The organism is Salinibacter ruber DSM 13855 (assembly GCF_000013045.1).
Classification (GTDB): domain Bacteria; phylum Bacteroidota; class Rhodothermia; order Rhodothermales; family Salinibacteraceae; genus Salinibacter; species Salinibacter ruber.
Window position 1 is genome coordinate 1,128,482 of the sequence record NC_007677.1, and the last position, 15,538, is coordinate 1,144,019.

The following is a 15,538-nucleotide window of genomic DNA, read 5'->3' on the forward strand; positions in this document are numbered from 1 at the left end:
CACCCATAGGGCCGGCCCCAATCGCCGCCGTGCCGGCCGTTGCCCGGGGGCCGTCGATGGGTGCAACGTCCGTCCGGACCGGAGTGCCGAGACGTTTGGCGGTACCGCTGCGGTCGCTCGGGGTTCAGCATGCGGGGGCGTCTCGGTCCGTTTTCCAGGCGTGTGACGTTTGGCCCGGGCCGGACGGCTCACGGGGATGGACGCTGTCTTTTGCACGCCCCCAGCAGTTCGTCATGGGGCTCCGTCCAGTCGCACTGCGCCGGCTCGTCGGCCTCGCGTCGGTACTGCTCCTTGCGGGGGGGGTTGCCTCCACCCGGGGCGACCGACCGGGACATTGCGAGGGCTTACGAACAGGTCTTTCAGGCCGCCCTCGAAGCGCTCGAACGGCGGCCGTTTCCGATTGAGAAGGCCGAGGCGGCCGTCGGCAAGGCCCTCGGCAGCAGCGCCATCTACGACGCGTACCTGGATGCGATTGCGGAGCGTGCCGCGGACCTACAGGGCGACGGCTGACGCCCCGGAAAACGGCCGGCGAGGTCGTGCGTTAGAGCCTTTCCCTTTTTCACTCGCCTTCAGACCCCCGACTGTCTATGGACGTCACGATCGATACCGTCTCGCCCGCCCGCGTTCACGCCCTCGACCACCTCGAACGGGTGCGCACGGACGACGCCTTCGTCGACAAGCTGACGATTGAGGATGCCGACGCCCGCACCCGCCGGCAGGCCCGCGAACTGGTGGCGGGGGTCACGCGGCAGCGCCGGTGGCTCGACTTTGTGCTGGGCGAGGCGTACCACGGGGACTACGACTCGATGGAGCACCGGCTCCAGGAGATCCTGCGGCTCGGGCTCTACGAGCTGCTGTTCCAGTCCACCCCGACCCACGCGGCCGTCGACGAGTACGTGGAGCTCGCCAAGCAGGCGCTCCGCCCCGGTGCGGGCAACCTCGTCAACGGCGTGCTCCGCACCATCGACCGCGACCGCGAGCACATCCCCACGCCCGACACGGGCGACGACGCGAACGACCTCGCCCTTCGCTACTCCCACCCCACCTGGATGGTGCAGCGCTGGCTGGACCGCTTCGGGCTCGACGAGACGACCGAGCTCCTCCGCGCCAACAACCGGCGGCCCATGTACAGCGTGCGCATCAACCCGCTGCGCACGAGCGAGGCCGACGTGGCGGCGTGGCTCGACGAGCACGACGTGGTGAACGTGGACTCGCCGTACCTCGACCGGTACCTGCGCCTGAAGCGCCTCCAGGCCCTCATCGCGGGCGACCTGCTCGACGACGGGCACGTGGCGGTGCAGGACGAGAGCGCCGGCCTCGTGGTGCAGCTGCTCGACCCCCAGCCCGGCGAGACCCTGATCGACGGCTGCGCGGCGCCGGGCGGCAAGGCGATGCACGCGGCGGCCCGCATGGAGGGGACTGGGACGATCTACGCGGTCGACCGCGACGAGCAGCGCCTGGAGCGGGTCGAGACGGCGGCGGAGGCACAGGGCGCGTCCGAGATGGTGGAGGCGGAGACGGCCGACCTGCGCGCCTGGGCCGCCCGGCCGGAGCCGCCGCAGGGCGACCGGGTGCTGCTAGACGTGCCGTGCACGGGAATGGGCGTGCTCGCGAAGCGGGCCGGCCTGCGGTGGCGGCGGTCAATGGAGGACCTGGAGGAGATGGCGGAGCTGCAGGACGAGCTCCTCGACGCGGCGGCCCAACTCGTGCGGCCGGGCGGGCTCCTGGTCTATAGCACCTGCACCACCGAGCCCGAAGAAAACGAGCGGCGCGTCGAGGCCTTCCTGGCCCGCCACGACGGGTTCGCGGTCGAGTCCGCGGAGGGCCACGTGCCGGACGAGATGGTCTCGGACGCGGGCTTCCTCGCGACCTTTCCGCACCGCCACCGGATGGACGGGGCGTTTGCGGCCCGCCTGCGACGGGACGAGGCCTAGTCGCGGCGCTCCGTCGGCTCTCTCGCACACCCACGCGCTTCGTCATGCCTCTTCGGCGCCTCGGGCGATCGGTGCTGGGCCTGTTGCTGCTCGCGGCCCTCGGGGCGGGGCCCGCCCACGGGCAGCGCCTCGCCAAGTACGGGGCCGAGTTTCTGGCGGGCGGCGTGGACGCGCGGGCCCTCGGGATGGGCGGCGCGTACGTGGGACTGGCGGACGAGGTGAGCGCGGGGTACTGGAACCCGGCGGGCCTGCACGGCCTGTCCTATCCGGAAATTGGCTACATGCACGTGGAGCGCTTCGCGGGGGCCGTGTCGTTCGACTACGGCGGCGTCGCGATGCCGGTGACGGACCGCTCCACGGTCGGCGTGTCGGTCTTTCGGAGCGGGGTAAACGACATCGTGAACACGCTCGCGGCCTGGAACCCGGACCGGGGCCAGCCGCTGCCCGACTACGAGAGCCGCATCACGCGCTTCTCGGCGGCCGACTGGGCCCTCTTCGTGAGCTACAGCCGGGCGGTGAGCGACCGCCTGTCCGTGGGCGTCAACTTCAAAGGGATCCACCGCTCGATCGGCGACTTCGCGAACGCCTGGGGCTATAGCATGGACGTGGCGGCGCGCTACCGGGCGGGGCCGTACCGGCTCGGGGTCGTGGTCCGCGACGTGACGACCATGCTGCAGAGCTGGAGCGTCAACCCCTCGGCCTTCGAGGTCAACTGCATCAACCCGATCGACGAGCAGCCCTTCGACGCCTGCCTGAACGAGGACGGGACCCTCATCGAGAACAACGCGACGCGCTACCAGGCCGTCTTCGACCAGCGCATCCCACAGGGGGGCACGGCGCTCGTGCTGCCGGTGGCGCGCCTCGGCTCCGGGGCCGTGTGGCCGGTGGGGGACGGGCACACGCTCACCGTGGGGCTCGACGTGGACGTGGCGGTGGACGGGCGGCGGGCCTTCGTGCCCAACGTTGGCGACGTGTCGTTCCGGCCGCGGCTGGGACTGGCGTTCCGCTACGCCGGGGTGGTGGAGCTGCGGGGCGGCGTGCAGCGCCTCCAGGTGGGCACTCCCATCGGCGTGGACCTCACGCCGTCCGTCGGCGCCGGGCTCGACCTGGAGCAGGTGTCGGTCGACTTCAGCTTCGGCGACTTTGCGGGGATCGTGGCGGACGACCTGGGCTACTCCTACCGCATCTCGGCCCAGCTCCGCCTCGAACAGCCCGGCCTGGAGCGGCCGGCGGAGTGATGCTGCCCCGATCGCCGCTTTCCGACGGAGAGCCGCCCGGGAACGGAAGCGGTCCTGAGGGACGAAGAAGGAGCGTCAGCCCGTCGGCTCCGCATCGATCAAGGGGGTCAGGCGCTCGGCCCCCCGAACGTCCTCGAAGGCCCACGCGGAGACCGGCTCGTCCCGGGGGATGACGGAGACATCGCCCGTCGTCTCGAGCACCACGGCCAGCACCTGCGCCGGGTGGGCGATGCCGTGCTGGCGCAGCTTCGACCGGAGGTCGTCCTCCGTCACGCGTGCGGCGTCGAGGTGGTCGGACAGCACCTCGTCCCCGGCCATGATGAGGAGGGGCTCGTTGTCGACGAGCCGCTCGACCGGGGCGGCGGCCCGGCGGAGGGTCGAGACGATCCACTGCATGCCGTAGAGCACGGCGAGGCCGGCGGCCCCGACCAACAGCGACGGCTGCTCCGCGAGCAACGTGGAGGCCACGACGGAGCCGATGGCCACGGTGATCGCGAAGTCGAAGCTCGACATCTTTGAGAAGCTCCGCAGCCCCGTCAGGCGCGTCAGGACGAGCAACGCCGCGTAGATGCCGATCCCTGTGAGCAGGATCATCGGGAGGGAGGGATCACTGCCGGTCATCCACGTCCAGTCAATCATTGTACGGGCGCACTCAAGGAATGGGGAGTGGGCGGAGCAGGGGCGGCCGCAGTTTCAACCGCGGCGACGTGGGGCCCCGTCCCGCGCCTGCAGGGACCCGTCATCGGTGCCGTCCGGGAGGTGCCATTCGTTGGCGGGCGCACCGATCCCGAGGAGGGAAAATCACAGCAGACGTAAGGGATCCGACGGGACATTGGGGGATGCGAGCCTGCGGGCGTTCGGTCGCGATAACGGACTCTTCACCTGACCCGGGCGAGCATATCGATCAGCCGAACTCATAGAGTCTGAATGACTTCGATCGGCAGAATTTCCGCTCTTTCTCGTCGTCGCTTCCGCACGGCAGAAGCAAACCGGACTACCTGTGCCGATTGAAAACGGCAGCAGCCCGGGTTCAGATGCAAGGCGTGTTATGTGCTCTCCTCCGAGACCTTGGTGTAATGAGAGCAAGGGTTATGGTCCTTCCCGCCTCAATCAAGCTCTTCGTAACCATTCACGACGAATACCCAATTGGAATCGCCGTTTTTTGCCGAAGCCCCCACGAACTGTACGTATAGCTCCAAAAGTCCCCCTTTCGGCCATTTGTTCTTCAGAAACGGCACCAGTTTGCTCTGAACGGGCAACCAGTACGATCCTTCTTCCCCAATGAAGAGAACCTCATTGTCGAAAAGCTCCTTTACCGGCGCATCAATGCTACGGGCCTCCGCCCAACTCTGTATTAGGCGTTCGGTAGTCGATGATATAGAGCGAATCTCTCCCCCGTATTCTAACTTCGTGCGGAGGGGAAACCGCCTGGAAATAGTCAGGAGCTTCGTGCTTCCGGAGGTGTCCGGAAGCTTGTTGGGCAAATGACTGTGGTTCTGAATCACTGTATCCAACCGAGCGGGTCGATATCTATCCCATGTGGATTGAGCCTCCAGAGTCGGTACGCATGTCGAGAGTAATACAGTCAAAAGCGAAATGGAAATGGATATCCGTATCATGGGGTAATGATCGAGTGGACATAACGAGAAAACTCACCTGACCCGGGCGAGGTATCGTTCGGTCGAAACCGGTGCCCTTCGAACTGAAACGTACGACGAAATACTCATCCGATCGCGTCATCACTATCGGTTAGCGAAGCCGAAGTGGCTTACCTGAGCCGCAAAAAAGCGGCAGCAGCCCGAAGGTGTAGCGGACGTGTTATGTGCCTGGATTGAGGGTTTGGTTAGGGGGTTCTCTTCGATACATTTTTGATAATATCCGCAACGTTGGTCGAGAATGAAGACTGTTGGCCGCTATTATCTGGCTTGAAGCCAGTCTGTTGTGGAGAGAATATTGACTCGGTGGTTCTGAGGAGCACCGCGTTCTTTACTGCTGGCTCGTCGGTTGTTTTGGTGAATACCTCAAATGTCATTAGAGCATTATACCTGTGCCGGTTTACAACATAATTATGGCGTTCAGACCGATATGTCCTCGCAGAAGTAACGAGCCCAAAGAAAAGTAGGGAGAATATTGCGATCCGAGTAATCGCAAGCCTGGCGACTATCCACATAGGACGCTCTTGTATCGTAGAGCTTGCTTCTGCTATACCCGTGTATCCAAAAATTAAGAATAGTGCGTAAACAACTACCAGTACAGCAAATGTAATAGATACACCTAAAGCGTATACGCTATACCACCAGTGTTTATTTGCCTCGTCTGAAAAATATTGTGCCCTTTCATTAACTGCACCAGCCTGAGCTGACTCCTTCAGCTTTTCCTCAATTTCGCCAACTTATTTTTTTGTGTCAGAAACGCTATCTAGTAGATTTTTAGCTTCAGACTCTAACTTCTTTATTCTTTCTATGTGCTGGTGTGCAGTATCACTTCCAGCTGTCGCAAGTATAATTCCTGACGCCTCGAACACCTTTCCCATCCCCTCCTGCAGATTTCTTTGACCTCTTGGTAAGTCGCCTGATCCCCTGTTCAGGCTCTCTAGGGCATCATATATCGATTTGGCCCCATCTTTGACCTGTTTACCTGTCTTACCACTAACTGTACGAAAGTCTACTTCGTTGTCCATCCTTTGGCATAGCTGGACTATCTTCTTCAACCTTGTCATGTTTGTTGGAGTAAGCCCGAAATCTGCTCCATCCTCGAGTATTTCATCTTGTTGGAGGTTACTCAACTTTTGAATTGCGTCGGGTGTTTTCGACATATTAAGTTAGTATACTATGAATACTAGGAGCACCGGATCGACACTGAGACGCACACATAACCCCTGATTATATCAGAGCACTCAACATATCCACGCACTCGTTTCGTAACCCCGTGGAACCAACGCAGTTGGGCGAACAGGACTGTTCATATGTCAAGCAGGTTCGATTCACGGAATATCGCCTACCGCTTGACATACTCGATATTGGCAATCTTACTTTCAAGCCATACGTCGTGTCGGAGCCAACTGCCGGTCGCCATGCCCGATGCCCCAGACCAGTCGCCCAAACTCCTCGATCAGGTGCGGCAGACCTGCCGGCGCCGCCAGTACGGCTACCACACGGAAAAAGCGTACGTCCGCTGGGCCGAACGCTTCGCCTGCTTCCACGACACCACCCATCCCCGCCACCTCAACGAGGACGACATTCGCGCCTTCTTAGGTCACCTCGCGTCGGAGCGCAACGTGGCCGCCTCCACGCAGAACCAGGCCCTCAACGCCCTGACCGAACGAACGTGAGGGCGGAAGTGGTTTTAGACCGCGCCCTGATCTTCCTCTACGAACAGGTGCTTGAAATTGAGCTGGACGACATTGGACCGCTCGACCGCGCCGACCGCCCCAAACGCCTCCCCACGGTGCTCTCGCGCGAGGAGGTCCATCGCCTGTTCGACGCCATGTCGACGGGTCCGAATCGCCTGATCGCGCATCTTCTCTACGGCAGCGGCCTCCGGCTGTCCGAAGCCCTTCGCCTCCGGGTTAAAGAACTCGACGTTGGAACCAGCCGCCTCCACGTCCGGGACGGCGTGGGCGGCGTCTCCCTGCCGGATGCCATTGCAGAGAAGTATCCGAATGCAAAAACCGAGTGGCGCTGGCAGTACGTGTTTCCCCCCACGACCCTCTCGGAAGACCCGCGCAGCGGGGCGGCCCGCCGCCACCACCGCTCCGACTCGGCCGTGCAGCGGGCCGTCAAGAAGGCCGCCGACGCGACCGACATCGAGAAGCGGGCCACCTGCCATACCCTTCGTCACTCGTTCGCCACGCACCTGCTGCAGGACGGCACCGATGTCCGGACCATTCAGCGGCTCCTGGGCCACGAGCAGCTGCGCACCACCATGCAGTACGTCCACGTCCTGGAGCAAAGCGGCGACGGCGTCACCAGCCCCCTCGACACGTTGCCCAAGGACTCAGCATAGCGCTCCCCGCCTTCTCGACGCGTGCCCCACGTCCCGCGTCCGACGTACCCGCTGGCTCTGCTCGCCTGCTTTGAGAAAAACCGTCGCTCCAGGTAGGCTCCGGCGCAGGGCCGGGAGGGACTTTACGCGTCGATCCCCTGCTCCCGCAGCAGGGCGTGGAACGCGTCCTCGTCCAGCACCGGAATGCCCCGGTCGTCGGCGTCGTCGCGCTTGCTGCCGGCCCCGGGCCCGGCCACCACGTAGTCGGTGTTGCCGCTGACGCTGGAGGTGGCGTTCGCGCCGTGCTGCTCCACGAACCGCTGCACCGCGCTGCGCGTCCAGCCCTCCAGGCTGCCGGTAAAGACGAACGTCAGGCCCTCCAGCCGCGCCGCGTCCTCGGCGTACGGGTTGGTCAGGGTCAGCCCCGCGTCCCGCATCTCGTCGATGACGCCCCGGTTGGCGTCGTCCGCGAAGAAGGTGGCGATGCTGTGGGCCACCTCCGGGCCGATGTCGTCGATCGTCGTGAGGGCGTCCTCGTCGGCGTCCACGAGGGCGTCGAGCGTGTCGAAGTGCTGCGCGAGGAGGCGGGCCGTGGCCGACCCCACCAGCGGGATGCCGAGGGCGTAGAGGAAGCGGTCGAGGTCCTGCTCCAGGCTCGCCTCGATTTCGTCGATCAGGTTCTGGGCCGACTTGTCGGCGTAGCGCTCCAGCTGCAGCAGGTCGGCCTTCTCCAGCTCGTAGAGGTCCGAGATGGTCTGAATCAGCCCCGCGTCGATGAGCTGCTCGGCGCGCTTGTCGCCCAGCCCCTCGATGTCGGTCGCCTCGCGGGAGGCGTAGTGCTTCAGCCGCTCGCGGAACTGGGCGGGGCACGTCATGCCGCCCGTGCAGAACGCCTGCTTCTTGTCGTCGCTCAGGACCACCTCGGACCCGCAGACCGGGCACGCGTCGGGGATGTGGTAGGGGGCTTCGGTGCCGTCGCGCTCGTCTTCGATCACCTTCACCACCTGCGGGATCACGTCGCCGGCCCGCTCGATGAGCACCGTGTCGCCGATGCGGATGTCCTTGCGGTCGATCTCGTTCTGGTTGTGGAGGGAGGCCCGCGTCACCTCCACGCCCCCCACCTCTACGGGCGCCAGCACGGCGACGGGCGTGATGCGGCCGGTGCGCCCCACCTGCACGAAGAGGTCCTCGATCGAGGTGGTGGCGCGGCGCGGTGGAAACTTGTAGGCCGCCGCCCAGCGCGGGTCCCGGTCGCGCACGCCGAGCGTCTCGTGCCCGTCGAAGTCATTCACCTTGATGACGAGGCCGTCGATCTCGTAGGGGAGGTCGTCGCGCCGGTCCACGAGGGCGGCGTGGTGGGCCAGCGCCGCGTCGATCCCGTCGCAGCGGCGGATGTGGTCCTCACAGACGCGCAGGCCCCACTCCGGCAGGGCCTCCAGCACCTCGGCATGCGTCGCAAAGTCGCGCCCGTCGACGGGGGCAATTTCGTAGAAGTAGATGCGGAGGGGGCGACGCGCGGTGATATTGGAGTCGAGCTGCCGGAGCGAGCCGGCGGCGGCGTTGCGCGGGTTGGCGAACACCTTTTTGCCCTCCTCCTCGCGCCGCCGGTTGAACGCGTTGAACTCGTCCTTGCGCATGTACGCCTCGCCCCGCACCACGAGGCGGTCGGGGACGGGCCGGGCATCGTCCCGGAGGCGGAGGGGGACGCCTTTGATGGTCTTCACGTTGGCCGTAATCTCCTCGCCCGTCTCGCCGTCCCCGCGGGTGGCGCCCTGCACGAGGCGCCCGTCCTCGTAGATCAGCTCCACGGCCAGCCCGTCGAACTTGGGCTCGGCGATGTAGGTGACCGTCTCGCGCCCCAGCTCCTCGCGGCACGTCTCGGCGAAGTTGCGCACCTCGTCCTCCTCGTAGACGGCCTTTAGGCTGAGCATGGGCGCGGGGTGGGTCACCGTGCCCAGCTCGTCGCGCACCGGGCCGCCCACCTGATGGGTGGGGGAGTCGGGCGTCTGCAGCACGGGGTACTCGGCCTCCAGGGTCTGGAGCTGTTGGAAGAGCCGGTCGTACTCGGCGTCGGAGACGACCGGGGCGTCGAGGACGTAGTAGCGGTAGTTGTGGTGCCGGAGCGCGGCGCGAAGCTGCTCGGCCGCCTCCGCCGCGGCCGGCTCGGAGTCGATGGCCTCCAGGTCGAGGTCGGGCGTCGGGTCTACGTCGGGCATCCGTGGCGTTTCGGGGGTGAGAGAAAAGAGGGGCGAGGGCGTGGAAGAATGCGTGCCGGGGCAATCGGCGGCCCGTGTTCCGCCGGCCCCTTCTCAAATTCGATCCGGGGGCGGACGTTCGGGGCGGGCGCTGGAATTACGCGTCGTCACGAATTTGTTCGAAGCGGCGTTCGGGGCTGTCGTAACGCCGCAACGCGGTGCCCGGCGTGGGGGGCGGCGCCTCCGCCCTGGCGCGCATGTCTTTGACGGGACCCCAAATGTACCCAGGCCGGAGCGGGGCCACGTTGAAAAACGGTCGGATTATCGGAGGGCGGGCCATCGCGTGCGGGGCACGGAGCGGGACGACAAGGGACCGGCGTGGCGCAGGGGGTAGTGGGGATCCGTCGGGCAGGCGGCCGGTTTGGAGGGGCGGTTCGCGTTCTGTGGTACGAGTTGGGCCGCTTCGGGCCGATCCTTGCATGCGTTCTGTTGTTTGCGCGTTAGTTCTCATGGGGCTGCTCGCGGGGGGCACTGCGAGTCAGGCCCAGGACACCCGTCAGTACGGGTTCACGATCGGCGTCAACCGGGTGACCCTGCAGTCCCCGGCGTCCGACCTGGGCAGCTATTTTGCCGCGGTCGGCGGGGGCGTGGTGCGCCAGCCCCTGTACGGCCCCGTGTCGGCGCAGGCCGAACTCCTGATCAGCCAGAAGGGCACCCGGGTCGATCGCGAGGAGGGCGGGGCCATCGACTACGGCGCCGGGTACCTCAAACTGCCCCTCCTCCTGCACCTGGAGGCGCCGTCCGTCCAGTCGGTCGTGGTGCACGGGGAGGCCGGTGGGTTCGGGGCCGTCAAGCTGTTTGAGCGGCAGACGCCGGGGGGCGACGTGAACCTGCCCTTCGACACGGGCCGGTCGTTCTACCGCCGCCTCGACGCCGGGGTCGTGGCGGGCGTGGGGGCCGCCCTCCCGATTGGGGGACAGCGGCTCAACCTGACCGTACGCCGGGTGTGGGGGCTGCGGGACGCGGCGCGCGACGTGACGGACCAGCCGTTCCCCGAGGCCTCCTTTCCCGCGGAGGGGAAGACGCGGGCGTGGTCGCTGATGCTGCGCCTCGGCCTTTAGTGGAGGCGGGTAGTGGAGGCGGGGGCCGCCCGTGAAAACGCGTCGTCGGGGAAGCGCTCCAGGTGGAATCAATAACAGAATCAACAGCCGAGGCAGGGCCCAATCGGCTCTCAGCCGACGCTGGGAGGGACAATCGGGGGCGGTGGGGCGTTTGCAAAACGGCGGTCGGCCTCTTTTCTTGAACCAATCTCCCCCACAGTTCCCCTTTGTCCCACGGCGGACCGCGCCCCAGGCGCCGCCCCGCCGTGCGGTCGATGTTTGTTTTTTGACGACGACCCCTCGGGCACATGTACCTCAGCAAACTCGAACTGCAGGGCTTCAAGAGCTTTGCGGATGAGACCACGCTCACGTTCGACCCCGGCGTGACCACCATCGTCGGGCCGAACGGGTGCGGCAAGTCGAACATCGTCGACGCCATCCGCTGGGTCATCGGCGAGCAGCGTCCCACCGTGCTCCGGTCGGAGAAGATGGAGAACCTCATCTTTAACGGCACGGCCGACCGGCGCCCGCTCGGCATGGCGGAGGTGGAGCTGACGATCGAAAACACCGACGGGGTGCTGCCCACGGAGTACGCCGAAGTCACGATCGGCCGCCGCCTCTTCCGCGACGGCACGTCCGAGTACTTGATGAACGGGACCACGTGCCGCCTCAAGGACATCACGGACCTGTTCATGGACACCGGGATGGCGGCGGACGCCTACTCGGTGATCGAGCTGAAGATGGTCGACGAACTGGTGTCCGGCTCCACCGAGGACCGCCGGCGCATGTTTGAGGAGGCGGCCGGCATCACACGCTACAAGATGCGCCGGCGCCAGGCCCTCCGCAAGCTCGACGGCACGCAGTCGGACCTGGAGCGCATCCGCGACCTGACCGACGAGGTGAGCACGCAGGTGGAGCGCCTGGAGCGGCAGGCCGAGAAGGCGCAGCGGTACCAGGAGGCGGAGGCGGAGCTGCGGCGCCTGGAACTGCTGCTCGCGCAGGTGGAGTTCAACCGGCTTACGGAGCGCCAGGACGCGCTCCAGCAGAAAGAGACGGAGCACGCCGAGCGGGCCGCGGCGCGGGCCGAGGACGAGGAGGCGACCGAGGCCCGCCTTCAGGAGCTGCGGGAGACGCTCGCGACCCGGGAGGCCACCCTCCAGGAGCGTCGGGAGGCGCTCCAGGAGCACCGGGCGCGCGTCCGGGAGTTGGAGGCGGAGCAGCGGCTGCAGCGGGAGCGTCTCACCCGGGCCCGCAACGACCGCGACGAGGCGCAACAGGCCCAGGAGGAGGCCCGCGAGCGGCGTAGGGCCCTGACCGACGAGGTGGAGCGCCTGGAGAGCGCCCTGGAGCAGGCCCGTCCCGCCCTCGACGACGCCGAGGCCGCCCTCGATGACGCCCGCGAGGAGCGGGACGCGGCGAAGGCGGCCGCAACCGACCGCCGTGAAGACGTTCGGGAGCGCCGCGAGGCCGCCGAGGCGGCGGAGGCCGAGCACGCCGAGCAGCGCCGGGCGCTCGACCAGCGCACGAACCGGCAGGAGCTTCTGGAGGACGAGCGGACGCGTGCCCGCACCCAGTACGACGACCTGGCGGAGACCATCGATGGGCTCGACGCGCGCATCGACGAGGCGGAGGCGGACCGCGCCGCCGCCCAGGAGGCGCTCGAGGAGGCCCGCTCGGCCCGGGCGGAGGCCGCCACGGAGCGCGACGAGCGGCGGGCCGCCCTGGAAGCGGCGCAGGACGAGCTTCGGGAGCTGGAACGCCGCCGGGACGCCGCCGAGGCGGAGGTCGAACTCCTCGAGGGCCTCGTCGGCAGCTACGACGAGGTTTCGGATGCCGTGCAGTTCCTGGCCGCCGAGGAGCTGTTCGACGACCTCTACACCGTGGCCGACGTGCTCGGGTGCGACGACGACGTCCGCGTGGCGCTCGACGCAGCCCTGGGCGCCCTCGCCTCCTGCGTGGTCGTGCCCACCGTCGACGACGCCCGGGCCGCCGTGGCCCGGCTGCGCGACGCCGAGAAGGGACAGACCTCGTTCCTCGTGCTCGACCGCCTTCCCGACGCGCCGCCGTCCGTGTCGGCGCCCGAGGGCGCGGTGCCCCTCCGAGACGTCGTCCGCACGACGGACCCGGCGTACGCGCCCCTGGCCGACACGCTGCTGCGTGATTGCTTCCTCGTCGACACGCTGGCGGCGGCGGAGGCCCTCGCCGAGCAGACGCAGGACGCGGCCCGGTCGGTGCGGGTGTTTGCCCGCACGGGCGAGTGGGTCGACTCGACCGGTGTCCTTCGGGGGGGGAGCCGGCAGGAGGACGTGTCGCCGGCCGCGAGTCGCCTGGGGCGCCGCGAGCAGTTGGCCCGCGCCCGCGAGCAACTGGGCGACCTGCAGGCGGCCTGCGAGGAGCAGGACGAAGACGTGGCGGAGGCGGAGGCCGCCCTCAACGAGATCGACCTCGCGGGCCACGAGTCTGCGGTACAGGAGGCCGAGGCGACCCTCGCCGACGCCGAGCAGCGCCTGGAGCGGCTCCGCTACGAGCGAACGTCGACCGAGGAGCGGCGCGCCGAGCTGCAAGAGCGCCTCGACGAGATTGAGGAGGAGCTCACCGAGCACGAGGACCGCGTCCACGAGCTGCGGGAGGCGGTGGAGGCCGCCGAGGAAGAGATGCAGCGCCGGCGCCAGGAGCGCGCCGAGGCGGAGGAGGCCCTCGCCGAGGCGGAGGAACGCGAGCGGGCGGCCGTCGACGCCTTCAGCGAGGCGCAGGTGGCGGCCGTCGAGGCCCGGAACCGGGTGGACAACCTGGAGCAGGACCTGGAGCGGACCCGCGACCAGATCGACGAGATCGACCAACAGACCGGCGAGCGCACGGCCAAAATCGAGGACCTGGAGGCGACCATCGAGGCGGCCCTCGACGAGCAGACGGAGCTGGACGAACAGATCGAGGCCCTTCGCGAGGAGCGCGAGGACCGGGACGAGTCCGTGGAGGCGGCCGAAGCGGCGCTCCAGGAGACGAAGGCAGAGATCGAGGAAGTGGAGTCTCGCCTCCGGTCGATCCGGCAGGAGCGCGAGGCGGCCCTGGAGCAGAAAAACGAGGCCGCCGTGGCCCTGACGAAGGTGGAGACCCGCACCCAGGACCTGCTCGACAGCATGGCGGCGGACTTCGACCGGGACCTGGCGGACGACCCGGTGTCGGTGCCCGAGGCGTTCGACGAGAGCGAGGCGCAGTCCGAGGTCAAGAGCCTGCGCGGGACGATCAACGCCCTGGGCGACGTGAATCCCCTCGCGCTTGAGGAGTACGAGGACGAAAAGGAGCGCCTCGACTTTCTGCGGGAGCAGAAGACGGACCTGGAGGAGGCGGAGGACACGCTCCTCGACACCATTCAGGAGATCAACACGAAGGCCTCGGAGCGCTTCATGGAGACCTTCGACGAGATCAAGGAGAGCTTCGGCACCATCTTCACCGAGCTGTTCGGGGAGGGCGCCTCCGCGGAGCTGCAGCTCGAGGACCCGGACGACCCCATCGACTCGGCGATCGAGATCGTGGCCAAGCCACGGGGCAAGCGGCCCGTTACGCTCGACCAGCTGTCCAGCGGCGAGAAGGCCCTCACGGCCACCGCGCTGCTCTTCTCCATCTACCTCGTGAAGCCGAGCCCCTTCTGCGTCCTCGACGAGGTGGACGCGCCGCTCGACGACGCCAACGTGGAGCGCTTCATGAACCTCGTCCGTCGCTTCGAGGACGACACCCAGTTCGTGCTCGTGACCCACAACCAGCGCACGATGGACCTCTCGGACCGCATGTACGGGGTGACGATGGAGGAGCAGGGCGTGTCGACGCTCGTGGGGGTGGAGTTCGACGAGGCCGCGGAGCTGACCGAGTAGGGCGGGAACACTGGGGCGCGTCGTGCACGCTGGAATGCCACAGGCCCGAATCGAATGGATGCGTTGCTTACGGAGGCGCTGAATGTGTTGCGCCGCACCGGTCTCGACGCCGTGCTGATCCTCGCGGGGGCCGCCGTGCTGGGAGGGCTCGTCTACGGCGCGGTGCACCGCGGCCTCCGGGCCCTCACGCGGGGGCTGGAGGGGACGCTCCCCCTGCGCGGGGCGCTCCTCCGATGGACCCGCGGGCCACTCCGCGTGCTGGCGCCCGTGGCGTGCGTCTACCTGGCGCTTCCTGCCGTCCGCGCGTCCTTCGCCGATACGACCCAGGCGGTGCTCGACAACGGGCTGCAGGGCCTGTTCGTCGTGGGGGTGGCCTGGGCGCTAATCGCGGTGCTGTACGCCGTGGAGGAGGCGGTCTCGGAGCGGTACAAAACGGACGTGCCGGACAACCTGGAGGCCCGGAAGATCATCACGCAGACGCGCATCCTCCGCCGGATCGCCGCGACGGCCATCGTGGTCATTGCGGGTGGCATTGTGCTCATGCAGTACGATCCCCTCCGGGAACTGGGCACCGGCATCCTGGCGTCGGCGGGCATCGTGGGCATCGTCGTCGGCGTCGCGGCCCAGCGCACGCTCAGCGACCTCATTGCCGGCATTCAGATTGCACTCACCCAGCCCATCCGGGTCGAGGACGTGGTCATCGTGGAGGGCGAGTTTGGGTGGATCGAAGAAATCACGCTGACCTACGTCGTGGTGCGGGTGTGGGACCGGCGGCGCATCGTCCTCCCCATTACGCACTTTTTGGAGCAGCCCTTTCAGAATTGGACCCGCACCTCGGCGGACCTCATCGGGACGGTCTTTTTGTACCTCGACTACACGGTGCCGGTGGAGGAGCTGCGCGACGAGCTCCGGCGCATCGTGGAGGCGTCGGAGCACTGGGACGGGGACGTGGTGGGGCTGCAGATGACCGACGCCTCCGAGCGCACCGTCACGCTGCGGGCCACCGCAAGCGCCAAGGACGCGTCCACGCTGTGGAGCCTGCGCTGCGAGATCCGCGAGCGGCTCGTGGCCTACATCCGCGAGCACCATCCCGACGCCCTGCCGGCGCTGCGCACGCGGCTCGATGGGCCGGGGGAGGGCGAACGCCCGGCCAGGGGCGGAGATGCATAGGTTGCCCTCATCAAAACGGGCCGACGCTTCGGGGACGCTCTCCACTTC

12 protein-coding genes are annotated in these 15,538 nt (G+C 67.1%); 8 read left to right on the top strand and 4 right to left on the bottom strand.

Translation table 11 applies throughout. The features are described 5' to 3' along the window. Positions 1-303: 303 nt before the first annotated feature. The 3 genes from SRU_RS04660 to SRU_RS04670 all read left to right on the top strand — a co-directional run bounded on the left by SRU_RS04660 (position 304) and on the right by SRU_RS04670 (position 3,172). A complete protein-coding gene (locus SRU_RS04660; protein ID WP_118826255.1) occupies positions 304-510 on the top strand; it encodes a hypothetical protein in 207 nt (68 codons plus the stop codon). Positions 511-587: 77 nt separating this feature from the next. Beyond that, positions 588-1,934 (top strand): 16S rRNA (cytosine(967)-C(5))-methyltransferase RsmB, encoded by a 1,347-nt coding sequence (gene rsmB / locus SRU_RS04665; RefSeq protein ID WP_164923532.1) that lies wholly within the window; start codon positions 588-590, stop codon positions 1,932-1,934. 44 nt (positions 1,935-1,978) lie between these two features. Next, on the top strand, positions 1,979-3,172 hold the full coding sequence (locus SRU_RS04670) for a PorV/PorQ family protein (protein WP_164923533.1): 1,194 nt from the start codon (positions 1,979-1,981) through the stop codon (positions 3,170-3,172). A gap of 75 nt (positions 3,173-3,247) precedes the next feature. Here the strand turns inward: SRU_RS04670 and SRU_RS04675 are convergent, their stop codons facing one another. From SRU_RS04675 to SRU_RS04685, 3 genes are all read right to left on the bottom strand, one after another. Next, a complete protein-coding gene (locus SRU_RS04675; RefSeq protein ID WP_011403648.1) occupies positions 3,248-3,811 on the bottom strand; it encodes a DUF421 domain-containing protein in 564 nt (187 codons plus the stop codon). Positions 3,812-4,278: 467 nt separating this feature from the next. Beyond that, positions 4,279-4,656 carry a hypothetical protein gene (locus tag SRU_RS04680; RefSeq protein WP_148278379.1) on the bottom strand — a complete coding sequence of 126 codons (378 nt, stop codon included), beginning with the start codon at positions 4,654-4,656 and terminating at the stop codon, positions 4,279-4,281. Positions 4,657-5,564: 908 nt separating this feature from the next. Beyond that, a complete protein-coding gene (locus SRU_RS04685; protein WP_162892268.1) occupies positions 5,565-5,987 on the bottom strand; it encodes a hypothetical protein in 423 nt (140 codons plus the stop codon). Between the two features lie 258 nt (positions 5,988-6,245). Between SRU_RS04685 and SRU_RS15750 the strand changes: the two genes are divergently transcribed. After that, positions 6,246-6,503 (top strand): site-specific integrase, encoded by a 258-nt coding sequence (locus SRU_RS15750; RefSeq protein WP_164923422.1) that lies wholly within the window; start codon positions 6,246-6,248, stop codon positions 6,501-6,503. 8 nt (positions 6,504-6,511) lie between these two features. Beyond that, positions 6,512-7,177 carry a tyrosine-type recombinase/integrase gene (locus SRU_RS15240; protein WP_237701960.1) on the top strand — a complete coding sequence of 222 codons (666 nt, stop codon included), beginning with the start codon at positions 6,512-6,514 and terminating at the stop codon, positions 7,175-7,177. Between the two features lie 122 nt (positions 7,178-7,299). On the opposite strand, the gene ligA is transcribed toward SRU_RS15240, so the two are convergent. Next, the gene (gene ligA, locus SRU_RS04700; protein WP_011403650.1) at positions 7,300-9,372 is read right to left on the bottom strand and encodes an NAD-dependent DNA ligase LigA; all 2,073 of its coding nucleotides are present in this window, start codon (positions 9,370-9,372) and stop codon (positions 7,300-7,302) included. A 458-nt stretch (positions 9,373-9,830) separates the two neighbouring features. Here ligA and SRU_RS04705 point away from each other — a divergent pair, with 458 nt between their 5' ends. The 3 genes from SRU_RS04705 to SRU_RS04715 all read left to right on the top strand — a co-directional run bounded on the left by SRU_RS04705 (position 9,831) and on the right by SRU_RS04715 (position 15,490). Further along, positions 9,831-10,472: an outer membrane beta-barrel protein gene (locus SRU_RS04705; protein ID WP_118840911.1), complete on the top strand. Its 642-nt coding sequence runs from the start codon at positions 9,831-9,833 to the stop codon at positions 10,470-10,472. 287 nt (positions 10,473-10,759) lie between these two features. Further along, positions 10,760-14,320, top strand: a complete 3,561-nt coding sequence (smc, locus tag SRU_RS04710; RefSeq protein WP_011403652.1) for a chromosome segregation protein SMC — start codon at positions 10,760-10,762, stop codon at positions 14,318-14,320. A 54-nt stretch (positions 14,321-14,374) separates the two neighbouring features. After that, positions 14,375-15,490, top strand: coding sequence for a mechanosensitive ion channel family protein (locus SRU_RS04715; protein ID WP_011403653.1), 1,116 nt, complete (start codon positions 14,375-14,377; stop codon positions 15,488-15,490). Positions 15,491-15,538: the final 48 nt, after the last annotated feature.

Bases quoted from the DNA above. Each gene is read 5' to 3' on its own strand.
- rsmB (WP_164923532.1), top strand. From the start codon at position 588: ATGGACGTCACGATCGATACCGTCTCGCCCGCCCGCGTTCACGCCCTC.
- SRU_RS04670 (WP_164923533.1), top strand. From the start codon at position 1,979: ATGCCTCTTCGGCGCCTCGGGCGATCGGTGCTGGGCCTGTTGCTGCTC.
- SRU_RS04675 (WP_011403648.1), bottom strand. From the start codon at position 3,811: ATGATTGACTGGACGTGGATGACCGGCAGTGATCCCTCCCTCCCGATG.
- SRU_RS04685 (WP_162892268.1), bottom strand. From the start codon at position 5,987: ATGTCGAAAACACCCGACGCAATTCAAAAGTTGAGTAACCTCCAACAA.
- SRU_RS15750 (WP_164923422.1), top strand. From the start codon at position 6,246: ATGCCCGATGCCCCAGACCAGTCGCCCAAACTCCTCGATCAGGTGCGG.
- ligA (WP_011403650.1), bottom strand. From the start codon at position 9,372: ATGCCCGACGTAGACCCGACGCCCGACCTCGACCTGGAGGCCATCGAC.
- SRU_RS04705 (WP_118840911.1), top strand. From the start codon at position 9,831: ATGCGTTCTGTTGTTTGCGCGTTAGTTCTCATGGGGCTGCTCGCGGGG.
- smc (WP_011403652.1), top strand. From the start codon at position 10,760: ATGTACCTCAGCAAACTCGAACTGCAGGGCTTCAAGAGCTTTGCGGAT.
- SRU_RS04715 (WP_011403653.1), top strand. From the start codon at position 14,375: ATGGATGCGTTGCTTACGGAGGCGCTGAATGTGTTGCGCCGCACCGGT.